The 22,622-nt window shown below is 49.1% G+C and carries 23 protein-coding genes, 10 tRNA genes, 1 rRNA gene and 1 other annotated feature; of the genes, 32 read left to right on the forward strand and 2 right to left on the reverse strand.

The window, feature by feature from the left end:
- Positions 1 to 10: 10 nt before the first annotated feature.
- The gene (locus tag GVY43_RS12850) at positions 11 to 544 is read right to left on the reverse strand and encodes a cysteine hydrolase family protein (protein ID WP_074034877.1); all 534 of its coding nucleotides are present in this window, start codon (positions 542 to 544) and stop codon (positions 11 to 13) included.
- A gap of 140 nt (positions 545 to 684) precedes the next feature.
- Between GVY43_RS12850 and GVY43_RS12855 the strand changes: the two genes are divergently transcribed.
- From GVY43_RS12855 to argF, 10 genes are all read left to right on the forward strand, one after another.
- Positions 685 to 960, forward strand: a complete 276-nt coding sequence (locus GVY43_RS12855) for a 4a-hydroxytetrahydrobiopterin dehydratase (protein ID WP_159563375.1) — start codon at positions 685 to 687, stop codon at positions 958 to 960.
- On the forward strand, positions 953 to 1,435 hold the full coding sequence (locus tag GVY43_RS12860) for a hypothetical protein (protein ID WP_230235411.1): 483 nt from the start codon (positions 953 to 955) through the stop codon (positions 1,433 to 1,435). The genes GVY43_RS12855 and GVY43_RS12860 overlap by 8 nt, the downstream gene beginning before the upstream one ends.
- Positions 1,436 to 1,468: 33 nt before the next feature.
- Positions 1,469 to 1,786, forward strand: coding sequence for a hypothetical protein (locus tag GVY43_RS12865; protein ID WP_015880545.1), 318 nt, complete (start codon positions 1,469 to 1,471; stop codon positions 1,784 to 1,786).
- A gap of 160 nt (positions 1,787 to 1,946) precedes the next feature.
- Positions 1,947 to 2,972: an N-acetyl-gamma-glutamyl-phosphate reductase gene (gene argC / locus GVY43_RS12870; protein ID WP_159563376.1), complete on the forward strand. Its 1,026-nt coding sequence runs from the start codon at positions 1,947 to 1,949 to the stop codon at positions 2,970 to 2,972.
- 11 nt (positions 2,973 to 2,983) lie between these two features.
- Positions 2,984 to 4,201 (forward strand): bifunctional glutamate N-acetyltransferase/amino-acid acetyltransferase ArgJ, encoded by a 1,218-nt coding sequence (argJ, locus tag GVY43_RS12875; RefSeq protein ID WP_159563377.1) that lies wholly within the window; start codon positions 2,984 to 2,986, stop codon positions 4,199 to 4,201.
- Positions 4,198 to 4,977 carry an acetylglutamate kinase gene (argB, locus tag GVY43_RS12880; RefSeq protein ID WP_159563378.1) on the forward strand — a complete coding sequence of 260 codons (780 nt, stop codon included), beginning with the start codon at positions 4,198 to 4,200 and terminating at the stop codon, positions 4,975 to 4,977. The genes argJ and argB overlap by 4 nt, the downstream gene beginning before the upstream one ends.
- Positions 4,937 to 6,082 (forward strand): acetylornithine transaminase, encoded by a 1,146-nt coding sequence (locus GVY43_RS12885; protein WP_159563379.1) that lies wholly within the window; start codon positions 4,937 to 4,939, stop codon positions 6,080 to 6,082. Before argB ends, GVY43_RS12885 begins: the two co-directional genes overlap by 41 nt.
- Positions 6,079 to 7,131, forward strand: coding sequence for a carbamoyl phosphate synthase small subunit (locus GVY43_RS12890; protein ID WP_159563380.1), 1,053 nt, complete (start codon positions 6,079 to 6,081; stop codon positions 7,129 to 7,131). Before GVY43_RS12885 ends, GVY43_RS12890 begins: the two co-directional genes overlap by 4 nt.
- Entirely contained in the window at positions 7,124 to 10,144 is a 3,021-nt protein-coding gene (carB, locus tag GVY43_RS12895; RefSeq protein WP_159563381.1) for a carbamoyl-phosphate synthase (glutamine-hydrolyzing) large subunit, read from the forward strand. Before GVY43_RS12890 ends, carB begins: the two co-directional genes overlap by 8 nt.
- Positions 10,141 to 11,067 (forward strand): ornithine carbamoyltransferase, encoded by a 927-nt coding sequence (argF, locus tag GVY43_RS12900; RefSeq protein ID WP_159563382.1) that lies wholly within the window; start codon positions 10,141 to 10,143, stop codon positions 11,065 to 11,067. Before carB ends, argF begins: the two co-directional genes overlap by 4 nt.
- Before the next feature lie 36 nt (positions 11,068 to 11,103).
- Here the strand turns inward: argF and GVY43_RS12905 are convergent, their stop codons facing one another.
- Positions 11,104 to 11,829 (reverse strand): rhomboid family intramembrane serine protease, encoded by a 726-nt coding sequence (locus tag GVY43_RS12905; protein WP_074034859.1) that lies wholly within the window; start codon positions 11,827 to 11,829, stop codon positions 11,104 to 11,106.
- Positions 11,830 to 11,892: 63 nt separating this feature from the next.
- On the opposite strand from GVY43_RS12905, the gene acpS reads away from it, so the two are divergent.
- The 22 genes from acpS to GVY43_RS13015 all read left to right on the forward strand — a co-directional run bounded on the left by acpS (position 11,893) and on the right by GVY43_RS13015 (position 22,438).
- Positions 11,893 to 12,261: a holo-ACP synthase gene (acpS, locus tag GVY43_RS12910; protein WP_074034857.1), complete on the forward strand. Its 369-nt coding sequence runs from the start codon at positions 11,893 to 11,895 to the stop codon at positions 12,259 to 12,261.
- Entirely contained in the window at positions 12,248 to 13,324 is a 1,077-nt protein-coding gene (gene alr / locus GVY43_RS12915; RefSeq protein WP_159563383.1) for an alanine racemase, read from the forward strand. The genes acpS and alr overlap by 14 nt, the downstream gene beginning before the upstream one ends.
- 129 nt (positions 13,325 to 13,453) lie before the next feature.
- Positions 13,454 to 13,732, forward strand: coding sequence for a hypothetical protein (locus GVY43_RS12920; protein WP_074034853.1), 279 nt, complete (start codon positions 13,454 to 13,456; stop codon positions 13,730 to 13,732).
- A 5-nt stretch (positions 13,733 to 13,737) separates the two neighbouring features.
- The gene (locus GVY43_RS12925) at positions 13,738 to 14,088 is read left to right on the forward strand and encodes a type II toxin-antitoxin system PemK/MazF family toxin (RefSeq protein WP_026824472.1); all 351 of its coding nucleotides are present in this window, start codon (positions 13,738 to 13,740) and stop codon (positions 14,086 to 14,088) included.
- Positions 14,089 to 14,229: 141 nt separating this feature from the next.
- Positions 14,230 to 14,556 carry an STAS domain-containing protein gene (locus GVY43_RS12930; RefSeq protein ID WP_015880558.1) on the forward strand — a complete coding sequence of 109 codons (327 nt, stop codon included), beginning with the start codon at positions 14,230 to 14,232 and terminating at the stop codon, positions 14,554 to 14,556.
- Positions 14,553 to 15,032: an anti-sigma B factor RsbW gene (gene rsbW, locus GVY43_RS12935; protein WP_074034849.1), complete on the forward strand. Its 480-nt coding sequence runs from the start codon at positions 14,553 to 14,555 to the stop codon at positions 15,030 to 15,032. The genes GVY43_RS12930 and rsbW overlap by 4 nt, the downstream gene beginning before the upstream one ends.
- A complete protein-coding gene (sigB, locus tag GVY43_RS12940) occupies positions 14,998 to 15,798 on the forward strand; it encodes an RNA polymerase sigma factor SigB (protein WP_015880560.1) in 801 nt (266 codons plus the stop codon). The genes rsbW and sigB overlap by 35 nt, the downstream gene beginning before the upstream one ends.
- A 69-nt stretch (positions 15,799 to 15,867) precedes the next feature.
- Positions 15,868 to 17,997: a Tex family protein gene (locus GVY43_RS12945; protein ID WP_159563384.1), complete on the forward strand. Its 2,130-nt coding sequence runs from the start codon at positions 15,868 to 15,870 to the stop codon at positions 17,995 to 17,997.
- A gap of 204 nt (positions 17,998 to 18,201) precedes the next feature.
- Positions 18,202 to 18,276 (forward strand) — tRNA-Asn (locus GVY43_RS12950).
- A 9-nt stretch (positions 18,277 to 18,285) separates the two neighbouring features.
- Positions 18,286 to 18,377: transfer RNA gene (locus tag GVY43_RS12955), tRNA-Ser, on the forward strand.
- A gap of 29 nt (positions 18,378 to 18,406) precedes the next feature.
- Positions 18,407 to 18,481: transfer RNA gene (locus tag GVY43_RS12960), tRNA-Glu, on the forward strand.
- A gap of 5 nt (positions 18,482 to 18,486) precedes the next feature.
- Positions 18,487 to 18,562: transfer RNA gene (locus tag GVY43_RS12965), tRNA-Val, on the forward strand.
- 21 nt (positions 18,563 to 18,583) lie between these two features.
- Positions 18,584 to 18,659 (forward strand) — tRNA-Asp (locus tag GVY43_RS12970).
- A gap of 7 nt (positions 18,660 to 18,666) precedes the next feature.
- Positions 18,667 to 18,738: transfer RNA gene (locus GVY43_RS12975), tRNA-Gln, on the forward strand.
- 10 nt (positions 18,739 to 18,748) lie between these two features.
- Positions 18,749 to 18,824, forward strand: a tRNA-Lys gene (locus GVY43_RS12980).
- 24 nt (positions 18,825 to 18,848) lie between these two features.
- Positions 18,849 to 18,936, forward strand: a tRNA-Leu gene (locus GVY43_RS12985).
- A gap of 3 nt (positions 18,937 to 18,939) precedes the next feature.
- Positions 18,940 to 19,016, forward strand: a tRNA-Arg gene (locus GVY43_RS12990).
- A gap of 6 nt (positions 19,017 to 19,022) precedes the next feature.
- Positions 19,023 to 19,099: transfer RNA gene (locus tag GVY43_RS12995), tRNA-Pro, on the forward strand.
- A 94-nt stretch (positions 19,100 to 19,193) separates the two neighbouring features.
- Positions 19,194 to 19,429, forward strand: a sequence feature (23S ribosomal RNA rRNA prediction is too short).
- Between the two features lie 66 nt (positions 19,430 to 19,495).
- Positions 19,496 to 19,612, forward strand: a 5S ribosomal RNA gene (gene rrf / locus GVY43_RS13000).
- Between the two features lie 99 nt (positions 19,613 to 19,711).
- Positions 19,712 to 20,554, forward strand: a complete 843-nt coding sequence (locus GVY43_RS13005; RefSeq protein WP_159563385.1) for a GNAT family N-acetyltransferase — start codon at positions 19,712 to 19,714, stop codon at positions 20,552 to 20,554.
- On the forward strand, positions 20,554 to 21,492 hold the full coding sequence (locus tag GVY43_RS13010) for a hypothetical protein (protein ID WP_159563386.1): 939 nt from the start codon (positions 20,554 to 20,556) through the stop codon (positions 21,490 to 21,492). The genes GVY43_RS13005 and GVY43_RS13010 overlap by 1 nt, the downstream gene beginning before the upstream one ends.
- Positions 21,493 to 21,796: 304 nt before the next feature.
- Complete coding sequence (locus GVY43_RS13015; RefSeq protein ID WP_074034841.1) at positions 21,797 to 22,438, forward strand: uridine kinase; 642 nt, start codon at positions 21,797 to 21,799, stop codon at positions 22,436 to 22,438.
- Positions 22,439 to 22,622 lie beyond the last annotated feature (184 nt).

The following is a 22,622-nucleotide window of genomic DNA, read 5'->3' on the forward strand; positions in this document are numbered from 1 at the left end:
CTGTTTTACGTCACTTTCCGACGACTGTCGCACCGAGTGTTGTGACGAAATGTTCGAGCGCCCATTCATGGCCGACCGGGTTGAAGCTTTGAACGGCATCGGCATGGACGACGATTTGATAACCGAGGTTGTAGGCATCTACGGCTGTATGGAGTACACAAATATCCGTGCAGACACCGACGAGATGAACTTCTGTGATTCCGCGTTCCCGAAGACGCAGGTCAAGGTCAGTTCCGGCAAAGGCACTATAACGTGTCTTATCAATCCAGTGGTCTGCCTGTTTCGCAGCTTCCTTCACAGAACCGTACAACTCACGACCCTCTGTCCCGCGGATATTGTGCGGTGGGAACAACGTCGTTTCAGGGTGGAACGTGTCACCTGCATCATGGACGTCGTTCGCGATGACGACATAGTCATCCGTTGCGAATGTCCCGATCAATTCGACGATCCGTTCTTCAATCTCTTGCCCGGGTTTCCCACAAGTCAAACGACCACTGTCTGCGATAAAATCAAATGTATAATCAATAACAATCAATGCGCGCATGGGAGATGCTCCTCTCTCGTAATGAAAATGATGGCTATCCATCTCATTCTAATTCATTATACATCATGCACGGAAGATTATTTTTCTTCGGTTTGGGTAGATTAAGACAGTAGACTGTATAGGGAAAGGGGATTGTGACGATGGTATTATCGCAAAGTGAATTGACAGAGGAACTGTCACGGTTGAACGGTTGGGAAGAAGTGAACGGGGAGATTCAAAAGACGTATCGGCTGGAAACATTTCCGGAGGCCATTCAGTTCGTGCATCTTGTAGCAGATTTGGCTGAATCGCTCGATCATCATCCGAACATCTTGATTGAATATCGGAACGTGACATTGACCGTATCGACCCATGACGAAGGGGGCATTACGGAGAAAGACATCACACTCGCGAAAGGGTGTGAGGAATTTGTCTAAGCTCTATATGACTTTTGCGTCAGGCAGCGTGGCGGAGCGTCTTCGAAAGGAGCCAGGCGTCATCGCGGCGAATGGACACGAAACGATTTTGCTCGCAGAAGGAGAGAAGTCTCCGTTCAAGAGCGGTAAAGTGTTTGAGATTGAAGAGGCGTCGGGCGAATTCGTGAAAAAAGGGAACATTTTATACGCGAACGTTCCGGCAGATGAGAATGCCCGCTCCCTGTTGTTTCACCACTTGTTGACGGAAAAGGCGCCACTCGGTGTCAGTCATGATGGGTTTTCGGCATACCGATTAGGTGTCGACCCGGATGATAATCATGCCGTCGTCTTTATTCAGTTCACGTCTGGTGGGAAACACTTTCGTGATACGGCAGACTATGCAATCCTTGAAGACCGCTTGAAGCGAGCGGTCGAACAGCGCGGTGCAGGTCCCGTCATAAAACACTATGTCGTCAGTGAGTCAGATAATCTATAATAAAAGATAACGTCATGTTAGGGGAGGATTTTTATGAACAAGAATTATTTCTGGTTGGGGATGGCTGCGGGTGCGGTAATCGGCGCAGCAGCATCACTTCTCCATAGCGAAACGCGCGATCAACAAGTGAGACAACTGAAAGGCATCAAGTCGAAGTTGAAATCATCGAACACGTCGACTGAGGCACATGCGGTCGGTCTACAAGCGTCATCGAAAGGCAACTTGAAAGACCGTGTCATGGAATGGAAATCGCTTTACGAAGAAAACCAAGATACGATTCAAAACCTCGTCGAAGACGTGAAAGACTTAGTCGATGCGCTTCAAGAGGCTCGTCATAAAAATCAAATCTAATCACAGGTCCGGTGCATGCGCATCGGACTTTTTTTTATTTGCCAAAACCCTCATACACCAATAAAAAAGGGAACGTTCTATCACGTATGAATAAAAATTCAATTGACAGAATAAATATGCATATGGTTCAATCATTTTATTCTTCTGAGGAGGTAGAGAGATGATTACGTGTGGCATCGTCGGCGTAACAGGTTATGCCGGTTTGGAATTGTTAAAACTGATCGAGCAACATCCGACTATCCGTTTAGAAAAAGCAATCAGCGACTCGAGCGCCGGGATGACCTTGTCGGAACTATATCCGTGGTTACAAGCGGATCCAAAAATACTTGAACCGTTTCAAGCAGACGCCCTAGCTGGGATTGATGTGGTATTCCTTGCGACTCCGAGCGGCGTGTCTGCTGACTATATTCGACAGTTAGCATCTTTTCCTGGAGTGGTCATCGATTTGAGTGGGGACTTACGATTACCATCCGGCTTGTATGAAACATGGTACGGGAAGCCGCCTGTGACCGAAACGATTCAACGAGAAGCTGTCTATGGATTGACCGAGTGGAATCGAGAGTTGTTGACGAAAGCGAAATGGATTTCGAATCCGGGTTGTTATGCGACCGCTGTCTCACTCGCGTTATTGCCGTTCGTTCAGCACGATTGGATCGACCCGGCACACATCGTGGTTTCGGCCTGCTCCGGCATCACGGGCGCTGGCAAAGGATTGAGTGAGAAGACCCATCATGCCAAATCGAATGAGAATGTGCAGTTATATAAGATTCATTCGCATCAGCACATCCCTGAAATCGAACAGACCCTGTACCACATGGGTGGCGCAGAAGCGACAGTCTCGATGTCGACCCACTTGCTGCCGATTAATCGCGGGATCATGGCGACAATCACGGTTCTACCGAACGATGACGTGTCAGAGGATGAATGGGTGAAGCGTCTTCAAGCCGCATATATGGATGAACCGTTCATTCGCGTGCAGCGGGGAGAGCCGGAAATCAAATCGACGGTCGGTTCGAATTACTGCGACCTCTGGGTGTACAAAGAAGAACGGACGCATCGACTGACTATCGTATCGGTCATCGACAATATGCAAAAAGGGGCGGCCGGGCAAGCCCTTCAAAATGCGAACGTTCGATTCGGATTCGATGAGACGCTCGGACTATTCAGTCAACCACAATACATTTAGGAGGATGGAGCATGATCGACATCATGGCGACCCAAAAATCGGGCATCGTATCACCGAAAGGATTTCAAGCGTGCGGCATTCATGCGGGACTAAAACGAAAACGGAAAGATTTGGCGCTGCTCGTTTGTGAACGACTAGCGAGCGCGGCGGCCGTCTACACGACAAACCACTTTCAAGCCGCACCGATTCAAGTGACAAAAGCGTCATTAGCCGAAACAAACAGCTATCTTCGAGCCGTGTTAATCAATAGCGGGAACGCGAACGCCTGTACAGGTGAACAAGGGCTAAAGGACGCCTACACGATGCGCGACATGACGGCAAAACATATAGGTGTAAAACCGGAAGAAGTGGCCATCGCTTCAACGGGCGTCATCGGTCAACCGCTTCCGATGGTCCCGCTCATAAACGGGATTGGTCATCTGCAACCGTCCAAGACATGGAAAGATGGACAATCGTTCGCTGAAGCCATTTTGACGACAGATACCGGGACGAAACAAACTAGTGTCCATTACAAAGAAGGGGAAGCGACCGTGACGATCTCAGGCGTCGCCAAAGGGTCGGGGATGATTCACCCGAATATGGCAACGATGCTCGGGTTTGTGACGACAGATGCGGTCATCGCACCGGAACTGTTGCAGCAGACATTAAAGAAAAGCGTCGACGCCTCGTTCAATAACATCACGGTGGACGGGGACAGCTCGACAAACGATATGGTCCTCGTCATGGCGAGCGGGGCAGTAGAAATGGAAGAAATCAAAGAGGGGACTTCCGCACACATCGCGTTCCAACAGGCTTTGACAGATGTATGTTTAGAGCTTGCCAAAGCGATTGCAAAAGATGGGGAAGGAGCGACGAAACTCATAGAAGTGAATGTCAGTGGCGCAACATCCGACCAACAAGCCAGAACGATTGCCAAGCAAATCGTCGGGTCCTCCCTGGTGAAGACAGCGGTATATGGACAGGATGCCAACTGGGGACGAATCATTGCCGCAATCGGCGCCGTCCCGTTCCCTGTGAACGTGGAGGCGATCGATATTCAAATCGGGAGTCAACTTGTTTTAAAGGACAGTACGCCTGTCTGGTTTGATGAGGCGTATGCGACCGAAGAGATGAGTCGGGACGTCGTCACCATCACAGTCGACTTGCATGGCGGGGAAGGGTTCGGTCAGGCATACGGATGTGACTTAACCTACGACTACGTCAAAATCAATGCGAGTTACCGGACATGAAGAAACGGAAAGTCATCAAACTTGGGGGCAGTGTCTGGGAGTCGATGACACCTTCGTACTTTGAAGAGTGGCGAGGATGGATGGAAGAAGGAAATGATCTGCTCCTCGTACATGGAGGTGGGCCGAAACTATCGGCTTATTGCATGTCTCAACAAATTGAACCGTTGTTCTTGGCCGGACGTCGCGTGACGACAGATGAGGTGTTGATCGGGGCTTGGCGTGTGTTGGCAGGAGAAATGCAGACGAACGTCGTGTCGACATTGGCTCGATATGACCTCAATGCGTTTGGTTTATCGGGGGTCGACGGGAGTGCGATTTTCGGTCAACCTCTGAATGGACTTGGGAAAGTCGGTGAGGTGATTTCGATTCGAAATGACGTGTTCGAACGGCTGATGGATTCCGGACATGTTCCGGTTGTGACATCGGTGATTGCCGGCGCGGAAGGACCGCTGAACTGTAATGGCGATGATTGTGCGGTGGCACTTGCCGTTTCGTTACAAGCGGATGAATTGGAACTATTGACCGATGTGAACGGTATTCGCATACACGGTGAATTTCAGACGACGCTAACTGAACGGGACATTCGAGAAGCCATCGCATCTGGAGAAATTGATGGAGGGATGGTGCCGAAAGTAGAGGCGCTATTGGCAGCAGTGGCAGGAGGGGTCAAAAGTGCCCGCATCCGAGATGGTCGTGACGCGACGCTCGCAGGGACAAGATTATGGGAGGGGAACTATGAATTCGCTGTTACCGACATACGGGAAACGAACGATTGAGATCGCGCAGGCGAGCGGGTCGTACGTGACGGATGTTTCAGAAAAGACGTACTTAGACTTTGTGATGGGCATTGCCGTATGTGGGACGGGACATCGTCATCCATACGTGCAGCAGAAAATTGAAGAACAATTGAACCGGGTGTGGCATACATCCAACCTCTATTTGATACCTGGTCAGCAACGTGTCGCTGAAAAGTTGACGGAAGGAACACATCTGACGCATGCCTTCTTTTGTAACAGTGGGACAGAAGCGAATGAGGCGGCCTTTAAGTTAGTCCGAAAGTGGACGCAGAAAACAAAAATCATCACATTCACGCAGTCGTTTCATGGACGTACATTCGCTATGCTCGGGGCGACTGGTCAAGAGAAGGTGAAACATGGATTTGGACCGATGGTGAGTGACTTTATTCATGCACCGTTCAACGATATGGAGGCTCTTGACTGGATCGATGATGAGACATCTGCTGTTTGGCTCGAGATCGTACAAGGTGAAGGCGGTGTGGTCGTCGCGGATCCCCTGTGGTTGCAGGCCTTACAGGAAGCAGCTGACAAATACGATGTCAAAATCGTCGTCGATGAAGTGCAGACCGGCATCGCGCGTACAGGGACACGTTTCGCATACGAACAAACACCGCTCCGTCCTCATATCATCACGTTAGCGAAAGGATTGGGGAGTGGCATTCCGGTCGGCGCAATATTGACGACGGCGGAAGCGGCGACGGTCTTTGGTCCTGGGAGTCACGGTTCGACCTTCGGTGGAAATCCAGTGGCGATGGCTGCGGCAGAAGCGACACTCGATGTCCTCTTCACACCCGAGTCTCTTAAGCATGTCACAGACATGGGAGATTATTTGAAAGAAGGACTCAGTCGCTTCGTGGATGGAGAACGTTTCGTCGAAGTGAGAGGACTTGGGCTGATGATTGGGCTTGTCTCGACAGAACCGGTAGCAGACTGTGTCACAGAATTGGCAGAGGCGGGTTTATTGGTCGTCATGGCGGGGCCGCACGTCATCCGCTTCCTGCCTTCACTACTGGTCACGAAATCGGAGATTGATGAAGCATTGACGAAACTTGAACAAATCTTACAGAAGGAGGGCGTCGTATGAACGGAAGCATCAGCTTAATGAACGGGAAGTACTTTACAGGAACATGGGAGACGAGTGCGCGACACGCAAGTGGTGAAGTCGTGTTCTTCACCGGGATGACGGGCTATCAAGAAGTGTTGACCGACCCGTCATATGCTGGACAGATCATCGCGTTCACTTATCCGCTGATCGGACAATATGGACTGGAATCAGACGGGAGCGAAAGTGCTCGCATTCAAGTGGCCGGCGTCCTCGTGCAATCACTTGCCGATTCTGGGGATCAGTCTGACTTAAAGGATTGGTTAGAGCAGGAAGGGATTCCGGTTCTGTCACAAGTCGATGTGCGTGCACTCGTTCATGTGTTGCGTGATGAAGGCGATCAGTTTGGAATGATGGCAGCGGACATACATGAAACGTTGGAAGTTCCAGATCTTCGTCATCTAACAGAGCGCGTCACAACAACGTCTATCGTTCAGGAAGGGAACGGAGAGAAAGGGCATATCGTCTGTCTCGACTTCGGGGTGAAGGCGTCGATGATTGGTGAAATGGTGAAACGTGGGTATCGTGTGACGAGTGTTCCGTACCAGACGTCAAAAGAGGTCGTCGAGGCATTGCGACCGGATGGGATTTTAGTATCGAACGGGCCCGGGGACCCGCGAGACCACATCGGGCAGATTGAAGTCATCCGGGAATTGGCGTTATCGTATCCGACCCTCGGGATTTGTATGGGGCATCAACTGCTCGCGCTCGCGTTCTGTTGCAAGATTGAAAAGCAAACATACGGACATCGTGGCTCGAATCACCCGGTCCGAAACGTCAAGACGAACGAAGTATGGATGACGTCGCAAAATCACGGTTATGTGGTCGCGCGTATGAGTATCGAACAGAGCCCGCTTGAACTGCTTTATGAGAACGTGAACGATCACTCGGTGGAAGGGTTGATTCATCCGAATGCATCCATTTTCACGACACAGTTCCATCCGGAGGCGAGTCCCGGACCAACGGACGCGCAGTCCGTCTTCGACCGTTTTGATGAAATGATTCAGCAAGGAGTGAACGTGTATGCATAAAAAAGTACTCGTTATCGGATCGGGACCCATCGTGATTGGGCAGGCCGCAGAGTTTGATTATTCCGGAACGCAGGCGTGCCAGGAGCTTCGTGAAGCCGGTTGTGAAGTCGTCTTATTGAACTCCAATCCTGCCACAATCATGACGGACCCAGGAATGGCGGACGCGACGTATATTGAGGCGATGACCGTTCAAAAAGCGACCGAGATCATTGAAAAAGAACGTCCGACGCACGTCCTTGCGACGGTCGGGGGACAGACGGCGTTGAACTTGGCTCTTGATCTCGAGGAAGCTGGCGTGTTGACCCAATATGGAATCGAACTGCTCGGTACATCACTCGACACGATTCGTGACGGGGAAGACCGTGAGCGGTTCAAACAAAAGATGGAGCTGTTGAACGAGCCGATCCCGACATCGACGACGATTGAGACGATTGAAGAACTGACAGCTTTCATTGAGACGACCGGTGTTCCGCTCATCGTCCGTCCGGCGTTCACGCTCGGTGGGACCGGCGGTGGGATTGCGATGACGGAGGATGAGGCGTACACGATGGCGCGTCGGGGTCTTGAGGCAAGCCCGATCTCACAATGTTTGGTCGAGAAGAGCATCGCTGGCTATAAAGAATTTGAATATGAGGTCATGCGTGACGCGCTCGGAACGTGCATCATCGTCTGCAACATGGAAAATATCGATCCGGTCGGTGTGCATACGGGGGACTCCGTCGTGTTCGCCCCGGCACAAACCTTATCGGACCAAATGCATCAGACGTTACGGAGCGCTGCGTTTCGAATTGTATCCGAACTTGGTGTGATTGGTGGATGTAACATTCAGTTCGCAGTTCATCCGACGCAATCAGAGTACTACGTGATTGAAGTCAATCCTCGTGTCTCTCGGAGCTCGGCCCTTGCGTCAAAGGCGACCGGTTATCCGATTGCCAAAATTGCGACACGTCTCGCTTTGGGTGAACCGTTAGATCACTGTATCAATCCAGTCACAACGAATACGATGGCGAGCTTTGAACCGGCACTTGATTACATTACGGCGAAAGTACCCTGTTTCCCGTTCGACTTGTTCGCGGAAACAGAACGCGCACTCGGACCACAGATGAAGGCGACCGGTGAGAGTATGGCGATGGGAAAAACGTTAGAAGAAGCGTTACAGAAGGCATGGCGTGGTGCCGGAATCGAACAGGCACCGCTTTATCCGAAGTGGATGCAGGGAGCCACAGTCGACGTATTGATGGGCGAAGTCGAGGCGCCGACCGATCGTCGATTGCACGCTTGTATCGCCTTGCTCGACCGTGAGTTGATGTCGGCCGATGCATTACAGCAGATTACGGGCATCACCCCTCACTTCATTCACATGTTAAAACGACTCATTCAGATGACGAAGGAAGATTTGACGAATCCGGTCCAGTTGCTTCAAGCGAAGCGACTTGGGTTCACGGACGCGCAAATTGCCGCCGTGATGCACATGCAAACCGAGGAGATCAAGGTGTTCCGAGAGGCGGCCTCGATTCAACCGGTATATCAGATGATTGATACGTGTGCGGCCGAGTTCGAAAGCAAGACCCCGTATTTTTACGGTTCATGGCACGGGACGTCCGAAGTGAAGCCGAGTGAAAAACGGAAGGTGGCCATCATTGGGGCAGGTCCGATTCGAATCGGACAGGGCATCGAGTTCGATTACAGTTCGGTTCATGCGGTCTGGGCACTTCAAAAACTTGGCATCGAAACGATCATGATCAACAACAACCCGGAGACCGTATCGACGGACTTCTCGATTGCAGACAAACTGTATGTCGAACCGCTGACGAGTGAAGATGTCATGCACGTGTTAGAAGCGGAAGGGTGCCGCGATGTCTTAATCCAGTTCGGTGGACAGACGGGTATTGCCCTCGCTCATGATTTAGAAGCGGCGGGGTATCACTTGCTCGGTGCATCCGCAGACACCATCGACCAAATGGAAGACCGGGAACGTTTCTATCAATTCCTTGATTCGATTGAAGTCGAACACATCCCGGGTGAAGAAGTCACTTCCCCGACGCAGTTGCAGGAAGCCATCCAACAGTTAGGCTATCCATGTATCTTGCGCCCGTCCTACGTGATTGGAGGAAAGGGCATGTTACTCATTCATTCAGAGGAACAGTTAGCAGAGGTGTTACCGAACCTTACCTATCCAACGCTAGTCGACCAATATGTCGCAGGGCGTGAGCTTGAAGTGGATTGTGTAACGGACGGGGAAACGGTATATGTGCCCGTCGTCCTAGAACAAATCGAAGCAGCGGGTGTTCATTCCGGAGACTCGACGATGATCTTGCCACCGGTCGAGACGAGTCCCTCGATTCAAGGGAAAGTGGAGTCGATTGCGAAACGAATCGGACGGGCGCTCGATTATAAGGGAGCTCTGAACATTCAGTTCGTATTGAAGGAAGACACAATCTACGTCCTTGAAATCAATCCACGTGCGTCGCGGACCGTGCCGATTGTCAGCAAAGTGACGGGTGAACCGTTAATCGAATGGGCGACCTACGCGGCGTACGGTCTCGCATTGAACGATTTCGTTCCGACACATCCCTCGAGATTGACAAACTATGCGGTAAAGACTCCAATCTTCTCGAACGTCAAACTGCCAGGCGTAGACCCGATGACAGGTCCGGTCATGCGTTCGACAGGCGAGACACTTCAATTCAGTTCACATTCATATGTGCCGGAGCGCTTTACGTATGATGCGGTGACAACACGGGTGATGAATCGTCCGCAAATCGTATTCGGGAAAGGTTTTGAACACGTCGGAAATACACCACTCGCAGACGTCATTGATTTTCAAGATGTCGCCGTATTGTTCTCGGATGCGGCTGACGAACGAGCAACACGTGAAATCGCCGTTCGCCATGGGGTGCATATCATTTCGTCCAAACAGTTAGCTCAGTATTATCAGATGAGTCAGTCACGGACCGGCAATCCGGTTCAGTCTTTGCAATCCATTCAAATGAGAGAGGGAGTAGCCAAATGACAGTGAAGACGATACAACATTTTTTAACGATGGAGGAATTGACACCGGATACGCTCGATTCGTTGATGCAATTGGCACACGAAGTGAAACGTTCACCTCAATCTTATGCAACGGCGCTGACAGGGAAGAAAGTCGCATTGCTATTTGAAAAGGCATCGACACGGACGCGTATGTCATTTGAAGTCGGGGTCGTCGAATTAGGTGGATACCCACTCTTTCTCAGCGGTCAAGATTTGCAAATCGGGCGTGGTGAACCGTTGACGGATACGATTCAAGTGATGAGTCGGTATGTGGACGCACTCATGATTCGGACGTATGCGCATGAAACGGTGGAGACGTTGGCACAACACGGGTCAATCCCAATCATCAATGGATTGACGGACTTGCATCATCCGTGCCAAGTGCTCGCGGATTTATTGACGATTGAAGAGCGGTTCGGGAGTCGTGCCGGAAAAGTGTTGACGTATATCGGAGACGGCAATAATATGGCACATTCGCTTATGATCGGTGGGGCACTGAGTGGGATGCATATCCGCATCGCCTCACCAAACGGATACACCGTTGATCAAGGCATGTATGAGAAAGCGAAGAAGTTTGCTGAATCAACCGGAGGAAGCATCGCGTTGTTCGAAAACCCATCGCCTGCTGCGAATGAGGCAGATATTGTCTATACTGACGTCTTTGCAAGCATGGGGCAGGAGGGAGAAGCAGAGGAGCGGCTGATGAAGTTTAACGGTTTTCAAGTGAATGAAGAGTTGATGGCACTTGCGAACCCCGACGCCATCTTCCTTCACTGTTTACCGGCGCATCGCGGGGAAGAAGTGACGGCTGAGGTGATCGATGGACCACAGTCATGGGTATTCGATCAAGCCGAGAATCGTTTACATGCACAAAAAGCACTGATGCTGACATTGTTAACGTAACAACAAAGGGTGACACGCCACGTGTCACCCTTTTCGTTATAAGAACCTTGCCAATAATCCAAAGACGGCCAGTCCGATAATGATGTAGAAAAACCACTTTCCATCCCCGGAATGAATGACAGGGGGCGTGTACGAACGTTGCTTATACTTCCCGTAGCGCATCGGGCGCGTATACGGGACGGTGAAACGTGAGAGTGGGATGGCAAGTAAGAATCCGGCCAAGAACCCGTACACATGTCCCCAAAGGGAAACGTTCGAACCAATCAATGTGAAAACGGCACTGATGGCGACGAAGATGTAGACCAAGCGGGCATCTTGGCTGTACATCAACGTGCGACGGAAACGACCGATGAATACGTAGAATCCGAGAATGGCCAAGATGGCGCCTGACGCCCCGGCCTGTAGATAAAACAAGTTGCTGACAGTGAAATACGTGAGCAGGTTGGCGAGCGCTCCAGCGAATACATAAAACAAGGCAAATTTCACGTGTCCGACCATTCGTTCCATCGCTGGTCCGAAGATGATCAGTGCGAACGAGTTGAACAGCAAGTGACCGAGACTCAAATGAATGAAGTTGGCCGTGACCAAGCGGTACCATTGTCCGTCCGCGAGTGCCAAATGGAACGACCCTCCCGTCGCCACGATTCGTAAACCAGGTGCGAAAGAATCGATGACAAACACAAGGAGTTGGATTACAATGAACAGCGTTACGAGTGGATATGCCCGTACAAACGTTTGAACATTTTCCGTACGACTAAACATAACATCACCTCTTTCCTCAATTGTATAAGGAAACGGGGAGAAAAGGAAAGGAGCGAGTGTCCCGTGATTGTAGGAATTGGAGTCGATATCGTCGAGCTTGATCGGATGGCTCGCTCGATGAAACAACCACGTTTTTTAAAACGGCTGCTCACCGATGCGGAATATGAATTGTCTCAACAGTATCCGCTCCCGCGTCAAATCGAGTTTGTCTCGGGTCGCTTTGCTGCAAAAGAAGCTTACGCCAAAGCAATCGGGACTGGCATCGCACACGGGTTATCGTGGCGTCATATTGAAATTTTACCGGATGAGACGGGTCGACCTGTCATGACCGCACCGTTTACGGGGAAGATTCATGTCAGCATCAGCCATAGTCAAACATACGCCATCGCACAAGTCATCTTAGAAGAGGAGGGACACCATGTTTCGTCCTAGTCGAATCGAGATTGATCGGGCGTCCATCGCCCATAATATAAAAGAATTAACGAAACGAATTCCGCAGGACCTCATGGCAGTCGTCAAAGCGAACGCCTACGGACACGGGGCCGTCGAAGTGGCGAAAATTGCCCTTGAGAACGGAGCGACGATGCTCGGGGTCGCGTTACTCGAGGAAGCGCTCGAACTCCGCGATGCGGGAATCGAAGCACCGATTCTCGTCATGGAAGCGCAATTCCCTGAATATGCCGGAGTGGCGGCAGCACAAGGAATCACGTTGTCTGTTTTTTCTGCTGAATGGTTACAAGAGGCTGCTCCTTATATAGAAGAAAAGCCGTTAACGGTTCATATAAAAGTCGATACCGGAATGGGGCGTCTCGGGTTGCGAACCCGTGAACAGTTAGATGCCTTACTTGAAGAAGCGACCGATTCGTTTGTGGTGGAAGGGATCTACACCCACTTCGCAACGGCGGATGAGCTCGACAGCGATCTGTATTATACACAGCAAGAGCGGTTCGAGCGTTTGATGGATGGGCTCCACGAGCGGTTCCGCTATATCCATACGTCGAACTCGGCCGGTGCGATCCGAATGGCCGGACAAGATGTTTCTTATAATCTGGTTCGTGTCGGCATCGCGCTCTATGGGTTATATCCGTCACATGAGATGGAGACGTTCTATTCGTTCCTGCGCCCGGCCTTCACGCTAAAAAGTCAGCTCATGCAGGTGAAGCGGCTAGAGGCAGGTCAGACCATCAGTTACGGTGCGACGTATACAACGTCAGCCGATGAATGGATTGGTACCGTTCCAGTCGGATATGCGGACGGGTGGTTACGAAAGGCGAGCGGGTTTGAAGTGGAGGTCAATGGGATTCGTTGTCCGATTGTGGGACGCGTCTGTATGGACCGTTTCATGATCCGGCTTCCAAAAGAGTTTCCGGTCGGGACGGACGTGACCCTTGTCGGTGGAAACGTCGCCATTGATGAACTCGCCTCATATCTTGGGACGATCAACTATGAGATCGTTTGCCAATTCACGAGCCGATTGCCACGTCTTTATGTGTGAATCATAAATCGTGTGAAATTATCTGAATTCTTTCTCGATTTCTCTATATTTTCCCATTCCCGCGTGTTATATTGATAAAGAACGCGGGAGAATTTCCGCCAGTCCATGAAACGATTCTGGAGGTGTAAGATGTTGAAGCAGCGAACTGCGGGTGCGCTAGCGTCCGTCCCAGATCGGTTCTCGCAACAAGGGGGTCCGATTTCGATGAAAGACCGTGAAACACTGTCCTTGAACGATGTAGTGACATACTTGTCTAAAGAAATTGCTGATCGACAACAAACACTGCGTGAAGAATTGGCGAAAGGCTATCAAGAGATGGCCGCGTTTAACTTGAATATGGCAGAAGAGATGCTAATGATTGAAACCGAAGCCGAACACGCTCTCTTACGTCAAGTAAGTGGGGTGTGAGCAGCGTGATCGTAAAGCGTGGTGACGTGTTTTATGCGAATCTGTCGCCCGTAGTCGGCTCAGAGCAAGGTGGCGTTCGACCCGTTCTGATCGTACAGAACGACATCGGCAATCGCTTTAGCCCGACCGTCATTGTCGCTGCGATTACAGCTCAGATTCAAAAAGCAAAACTGCCGACTCATGTGGAAGTATATCAAGAGAAGCATGGACTCGAACGAGACTCTGTGATTTTGCTTGAACAGATTCGAACGATTGATAAGCGTCGTCTGACGGATAAAGTCACTCATCTCGATGATGAGACGATGCATAAAGTGGACAGAGCGCTAGAGATCAGTATGGGATTGATCCCTCTCTAGCCTTACATAGATAAGACTGGTACATAGGTATCGGTCTTTTTTTAAACTTTTTTTAAAAAAGTGGTTTAAGATTTTGTCAGAGGGGAATTTAAGTTAATCGTACTCAATTTTTCTGTACGGACATTTAGGAGGGAATAGACGATGGATTTAGCGATTCGCGAGCAAGTCATTGGAGAACAATTACACCTTTACGTATCCGGAGAAGTGGATACATATACTGCACCAAAATTGAAAGAAGTATTGCATCCGGCCATCAGTGAACAAGATGTGGTCGTTCATTTAGACGAAGTGGAGTATATGGATTCGACAGGTCTTGGAGTGTTCGTCGGGGCATTGAAAATTGCCACGCGTAACGAAAAAGAGTTGTCACTTGTCGGAGTCACAGACCGAGTCAATCGTCTATTCGAATTGACGGGTCTTCACAAACTTCTTTCTATTAATTCGAACGTAAGAGGTGGCACGCAATGAACAATGTTGAACAGACGGTCATGACGTTCCCGGCCAAACCCGAATATGTCGGTGTGGTTCGATTAGTCGTTTCAGGAATCGCTAACCGTATGGGATATACGTACGACGAGATCGAGGATATTAAAATCGCGGTCTCAGAAGCATGTGGCAACGCTGTCCAACATGCTTATGACGATCATCAAGATGGAGAGGTCAAACTCGCTTGCGGCGTCTATGCAGATCGTCTTGAAATCACGATTGAGGATTCCGGCAAGACGTTCGCAGATGATGTGAAGCGTCAAGCCGCTCCGGTCGAAGAAACGACCGAAATTGAATCGCTCCATGAAGGAGGACTTGGTCTCTTCTTGATCGAAGCATTAATGGACGATGTCTCGATCAATAAAGACAGCGGTGTCAAAGTGACGATGACAAAACTCCTCAATAGGGACGAGGTGGATCAGAGTGCCAGCAAAATCTCAACAACGCCATCACAGTGATGACGAGGTACTAGAGTGGATTGAACGCTATCAACAAGACGATCAAAACGAAGAAGTGCAAATGCTCCTCATCAACCGCTATTCTGACCTCGTTGAAGCACTCGCGCGTAAATTCTCGCGTGGCCGTGCGATTCACGACGATCTTGTGCAAGTTGGGATGATTGGGTTACTGGCGGCACTTCGTCGATTTGACCCGGAATTTGGTCGTAGCTTCGAGTCGTTTGCTGTCCCGACCATCATCGGGGAAATCAAACGATTTATTCGTGACAAGACGTGGAGTGTCCACGTACCGCGTCGAATCAAAGAACTCGGACCAAAGATTAAAAAGACGGTCGAAGAGTTGACGACCGAATTACAACGTTCGCCACGAATCGATGAGATTGCCGACCACCTTGGCGTGTCCGATGAAGAAATTCTCGAAACGCTCGAGATGGGCAAAAGTTATCAAGCCTTGTCGGTTGATAGTTCAATCGAAGCGGATAACGAAGGTAGTACGGTCACATTACTCGACTTGGTCGGTAGCCAAGAGCGCGGGTATGAATCGGTCGACCAGCGCCTCATTCTAGAAAAGGCATTCAATGTCTTAAACGAGCGTGAACGCGCCATCTTGGAATGCGCTTACTATAAGAATATGAGTCAAAAAGAAACAGGAGAACTTCTTGGAATCTCGCAGATGCATGTCTCCCGTTTGCAACGGCGAGCACTCGAAAAGCTGCGTGAAGCCATCAAGGTTCCACTCAATGAAGTATTCTCAAGCGATGACTAATCGAGTCATCGCTTTTTTGTTTGAATGTTTGCTACACTTTGAAAGAGATCAAAAAAGGAAGTGATTCAAGTGATTACGAAAGTGGCTAACGCGTTAAACTTGAAAGTGAACCAAGTCGAGACGGTTCAGCAGCTCGCATCTGAAGGGGCGACGATTCCGTTCATGGCCCGGTATCGGAAGGAAATGACGGGAAATTTGGACGAAGTTGAAATCAAAGGAATCTTGGATGCTCTTCAATATGAAGAGAGTCTACAAAAACGCAAGGCGGATGTCATTGCTAAATTAGAAGAGTTGGAAAAATCCACGCCTGAATTATCTAGAGCGTTAGAGGCGGCGACTACGCTTCAACAAGTAGAAGACATTTATTTGCCGTATCGTCCAAAACGACGTACGAAAGCAGAACAGGGACGCGAGAAAGGACTGCAGCCGCTTGCGGATTGGTTCCGGGACAAATCACCCTATTCTTCAGACAAGGTAAAAGAACTCGCTCAAGACGTCGAGGTAGAGGAAGCGTTGCCGCTCGTCCATGCCATCATCGGTGAAGAATGGGGAGAGGAAGCGAAACTGCGCCAGATGCTTCGTGACCGCGTACGCAAAGAAGGACTTTTGCGCTCGAAGAAGAAAAAACAAGCGGAAGACGAAAAAGAGATTTTTGCGCAGTATTATGAATATGAAGAGAAGATTGCTGGCATTGTCCCACACCGTGTACTCGCCTTGAACCGTGGGGAACGTACGGACGTGCTCCAGGTGAAAGTAGTGTTCGACGAGACGCGTTTCATGGATCAAGCCCTCCGTACATATGAACGACTTCCGAAAGAAAAACGTGAGGTTGTCGAGACGGCTGTGACGGAGGCGTACAAGAAGTCGGTCTTCCCGGCTATCGAACGGGAGATTCGTGGGGAGTTGACGGAAAAAGCAGAAGAGCAGGCGATCGATGTCTTCTCGAAAAACTTGAAACAACTCTATATGCAGCCGCCCCTTCGCGAGGTCGTCGTCTTAGGGATCGACCCGGCTTATCGAACTGGTTGTAAATGGGCAGTCGTCAATGAAATCGGAAAAGTCGAAGAGGTCGGTGTCTTCTATCCGACGGCACCGAAACATGATATCGCCGGCGCTGAAAAAGTACTGACGAGACTCGCGAAGAAATATCCAATCTCGGTTATCGTCGTCGGAAACGGAACCGCCTCACGGGAGACGGAACAATTCGTCGCCGACTGGTTGAAGAAAGCGGAACGCGATATTGCTTACGCGATTGTGAACGAAGCGGGGGCAAGTGTCTACTCGGCATCGGAAGTCGCACGAAGTGAATTCCCGGATTTGAAAGTTGAGGAACGGTCAGCCGTTTCGATTGCACGTCGAATTCAAGATGCGATGGCGGAACTTGTCAAAGTCGACCCGCAATCAGTCGGTGTCGGACAATATCAGCATGACGTCAGCCAGAATAAACTGAAAGCCTCCTTAGAGTTCGTCGTCGAGAGCGTGGTCAACATGGTCGGAATCGATGTGAACCGTGCTTCCGAGTCTTTATTGACGTACGTCTCAGGACTCAATAAAACGACGGCGAAAAATATTGTGGCATATCGTGAAGAGAATGGACGCTTTGAAACGAGAAAGGAAATTAAGAAAGTACCTCGTCTTGGAGCGAAGGCGTTTGAGCAGGCGGCTGGATTCTTACGGATCATGAACGGGAAGGACGTTCTCGACCAGACAGAGATTCACCCGGAAAGCTATCCGCTCGCGTTATCCATTTTAAAAGAGATCGGATCTTCAAAATCAGAGGTCGGTACGGCTGCGCTTCGAGAACGATTGCAACAAGTCGACGCTAAAGCCTTGAGTGAAGAACTAGAGGCGGGGCTTCCGACAGTTGAAGACATTTTGAAGTCATTAGCTAAACCAGGGCGTGACCCGCGAGAAGATATCCAGAAACCATTACTACGCACGGACGTCATGAGTCTCGAAGACCTTCAAGTAGGTATGGAATTCCAAGGAACCGTTCGAAACGTCATTGATTTTGGCGCGTTCGTTGACATTGGGGTGAAACAGGATGGTTTAGTCCACATTTCGAAATTATCGAATCGATACGTGAAGCATCCATTAGATGTCGTGGCGGTTGGTGACATCGTGACCGTGTGGATCGAACAAGTCGATGTGAATCGTGGACGGATTAGTTTAACGATGCTTGCACCGAGCGTTAAATAAGAAGAAACTCGAATCAGGTAAAATGTTTTTCATTTTACCTGATTTTTTTTAGAAAAAGTGTTGACGGTCTTTTTGTGCCGTGATATCTTATAGAAGTCGCCGAGAGACGGCACGCGAAATAAACGTTTTTCTAAGAAAGTGATTGACAGGTTTCTGGTTTGCGGTTACAATATAAATCGTTACTTCGATAATTTCAAGCAACGTTCCGCAATAGCTCAGTGGTAGAGCAACCGGCTGTTAACCGGTAGGTCGTAGGTTCAAATCCTACTTGCGGAGCCATTTTATTTTGGAGACGTACCCAAGAGGCTATAAGGGGCTCCCCTGCTAAGGGAGTAGGCTGGGAAACCGGTGCGAGGGTTCGAATCCCTCCGTCTCCGCCACTTAAAATTACTTAGAAGACACATACACTGGCCCGTTGGTCAAGCGGTTAAGACACCGCCCTTTCACGGCGGTAACACGGGTTCGAATCCCGTACGGGTCACCATATATGGAGGATTAGCTCAGCTGGGAGAGCACCTGCCTTACAAGCAGGGGGTCGGCGGTTCGATCCCGTCATCCTCCACCATTTCAAATAAAAACGTAATCTGGTCTTGTGGTGTAGGGGTTAACATGCCTGCCTGTCACGCAGGAGATCGCGGGTTCGAATCCCGTCAAGACCGCCATTTACGTTGGGCTGTAGCCAAGTGGTAAGGCATCGGATTTTGATTCCGACATGCGAAGGTTCGATCCCTTCCAGCCCAGCTTTTTATTTGAGTCATTAGCTCAGTTGGTAGAGCATCTGACTTTTAATCAGAGGGTCGCAGGTTCGAGCCCTGCATGACTCACCATTTTCTTTTTTAACTTTATACGCTGCGGTCGTGGCGGAATCGGTAGACGCGCTAGGTTGAGGGCCTAGTGGTGGTTAACACCGTGGAGGTTCAAGTCCTCTCGACCGCACCATATGCACCCTTAGCTCAGCTGGATAGAGCGTTAGACTACGAATCTAAAGGCCGGGAGTTCGAATCTCTCAGGGTGCACCATTTTAACGGGAAGTAGCTCAGCTTGGTAGAGCACTTGGTTTGGGACCAAGGGGTCGCAGGTTCGAATCCTGTCTTCCCGACCATTTATTTTTTTGGTCTTTGAAAACTGAACGATGAGGCAAAAAAAGTTTTACAATTTTTGAATGAAGCGCAAGCTTCGTCAATTTAAGAGCTATATCAAATTCTTTGGAGAGTTTGATCCTGGCTCAGGACGAACGCTGGCGGCGTGCCTAATACATGCAAGTCGAGCGCGTGCGGACGGGATAAGTGCTGAAAGCATCTAAGCATGAAGCCCCCTCCGAGATGAGATTTCCCTTTGAGCAATCAAGAAAGACCCCTCAGAGACGATGAGGTAGATAGGTCATGGGTGGAAGCGTGGCGACACGTGGAGCTGAATGATACTAATCGGTCGAGGCTTTGATCTAGTCTATGGTTTGTGTTGATGAATCCTCAGTTTTCAGGGAACAAGCCCTGTAGAGTCTGGTGGCGATAGCGAGACGGCCACACCCGTTCCCATGCCGAACACGGAAGTTAAGCGTCTCAGCGCCGAAAGTAGTTGGGGGATCTCCCCCTGTGAGGATAGGACGTTGCCAGGCAACAACGCAGGACGACCGAGCATACGCTCGGTCGTTTTTTGTTTCTTTGAAACTTTATCCCTTCTTTTTCGTACTAAGTATGAGAAAGAGGGGATTGTTTTGTATATTCGATTAGCCACTTTAAAAGATGTTTCAGGGATTACGAAAGTTTCAACTGCAAGTTTTCAACAAGAAGCACTTTCTTTGCAATTGTCTGAGAGAGATTTGAATGTTGAACCGCCGGGATACGATCTCGAGGCGATGACACAATATATGATTGAAGAGTTAACATGCTATGTCATTGAGCAGGACAAACACATCGTTGGGGCAATCGTCTTAACCCTCACAGGTGATGACTATGCACGAATCGATCGTGTTTTTGTACATCCTGATAGGCAAGGGCAAGGAATCGGTAAAGCGTTGATACAATACGTAGAAGCTCAATCTCCGCATGTACGGATTTGGGAGTTGGAAACATCGACACATCAAACAAGAAATATTCGTTTTTATAAACAATTAGGATTTCAAGTCGTATATGAGTCAGAAGATGAGGTATGTTTCGTCAAACGAACAAAAGCAAAACCGAGTACGCATTGCTTTGAAGAACAGTCATGTGAAGGTTGGCAAGCGTATGGGGTAAACGCGAGTTTTTTGGCGGTCACAAATAGTAATGTCTCGTCACTTGCTGCGAGCAACTGTAATTTCAGTCAAAGCCTTTTTCGGAACATCAATTTCCGGAATAGTACGTTCAGTGATTTAAATTTGACAGGCTCGCGATTCAATTTTGTGACGATGCAAGAGAATGGACGTACTGTTCAAATGCATCATTCGAATCTGAGAGGTGCTACATTTAATCAATGTGACCTGACGAATGTCACGTTGACAGGATGTGATGTCGAAGGCATGACGATAAATGGCGTTCCAATCGACACTTTAATCAGTACAAAGAGAGGGGAAACATAATGGGAAATTTTCAGCAGACCCAATTAGACTTACAACAGCGTATCGCAGAGCGTGATCGACTTGTTCGTAAGCAAGAGATACTAAACAAACAGTTGAACGAGCATGAGACGGTACGGAAGGCACTACTCAACACATTCACGAAAGAACAACGTGATGTGTATGACCTTGAAGAATTCTCGCTCGTCAACACATGGCGAAAGTTACGAGGCACGTTTGATGAACAACGGACAATCGAAATGGAAGAGGCTGCTCGCGCTGAACTGAAATTACGAGAACACGAGGCGATGATTGACGAATTGACGCTCGAACATCGAGAATTACAAGAACAGCTCGAGGTTTATGAGGGCATCGACGCTGAGTGGGAGACCTTCTTAGAAACAAAAGAATCCCATCTTGCGAAAGATCCAGCTATTCGCCGAGACCTACACCATCTCACGAATCAACAAGCCGAAACGAATGAACTTCTTATCGAGTATCGGGAAGCCATCGTTGCCGGTAAGGCGGCGCGATCAACGATTGCAAAAACACTCAAACATCTAGATAGTGCGAAGGGGTGGTCGACGTATGACACGTTCTTCGGGGGTGGCTTGATTGCCACAGCAATGAAACATGAGGCGCTAGATGCTTCCGAGCAGACGATGCACGAATTACAATCTGCGTTAGAGCGTTTCTCCCGTGAATTAGCGGACGTGCAAGGGATTGTTCAGGAGTTGCATGTCGATCGAGGTTCACTCATTCAGTTCGCAGATTACTTTTTGGATGATATTTTTTCAGAATGGACGATGCATGGACGAATCAATGATTCCTTAGATCAAGTGAACGGACTGGATAAGGAAATCAGTCAGCTGATTGCTCGTATGACGAGACAAGTGGAAACGTTAGAACAGAAGCTTGACGAGACTGAAGAAAAAAGAAGACAGCTCATCCTGACACGATGAGCTGTCTGTCATTATATTTATAGTAAGGGTTCTTTTGCTTAGTTCAAGGAGAGTGAAGAGAAAATGAGTAAAACGATGGTATTTCTTATTAGAGGGATGGCAGTCACCGGGGCGCTATTGATTTTATCGATTCCATTTTTCTTTAGTTCTCCCATATCGACCACTCTGATCATTGTCAGTTCGATTTCGTTGATTGCCTTTGTGATGTTTACTGTTTCAGCAATCAGGCTTCGAAAACGGATAGAGGATGAATGACGTGTATTTGTTTTTATGAAACAACAAAATTACCAAAAGGGGGAGAATCATGGAACAACTGATTGAGGGTATCGTACAAAGCGTGAGACCGGATCAACGAACGCTGATTGCTATCTCCGGACACGGGGCAGCCGGAAAATCGACGTTGGCAGAAAAATTACGGGAACGACTCGGTGATATAAACCTGCTTCACACAGACCCGTATATTACAGATTCACAGTTGCGGAAACAAACGATCCTCACGTATCAACACGATGGAACGACCCATCAGTATAAGATGACGGCGTGTCATCCGGCCGCACATCATCTGCTCTCACTCGAGCGAGATGTCCGTATGATTCGGGAAGGGATTGGGTTTTATACGATTGATGTCCCCTATTTAGAGCGGACATGGATTGATCCGGAGAAGCCAATCACGATTATTGAAGGGATGAGTGTCGCATTCCTGGATCTTTCATCTTTTGATCAATCGATTTATCTCTACACAGACGGGGAGACTGAGTTCAAGCGACGTTCGCATCGTGATATTCAGGAACGGGGTATGGAGCTGGACTACTTACACGCTTCACATGTAGAGCGACGTCTGCAATATGAATTGTTCATGCATCCGTATCGCCACCACTTTCAAACTATCGTCAATACGAGTAAGGATGGAATTCAAATTGAAAAAACCGCTCACGAGGAACGGTGACTGAGTAGCGTATCTTCAACGCCAAAGTGATTTGACGCTCTCGAACTCGTCGGCACATTTTTCAATCGATTTGAATCAAAACTCTTCAACGAATGGATTCAGGCGATTCTCTCCGAGTTATCGATTCCAAGATATGTACTTTACACTTCAGAATTAGAAGAAATGAGCACGGTAAAATTATTAA

The sequence above is a fragment of the Exiguobacterium sp. 8H genome, assembly GCF_902506255.1.
Classification (GTDB): Bacteria; Bacillota; Bacilli; order Exiguobacteriales; family Exiguobacteriaceae; genus Exiguobacterium; species Exiguobacterium profundum.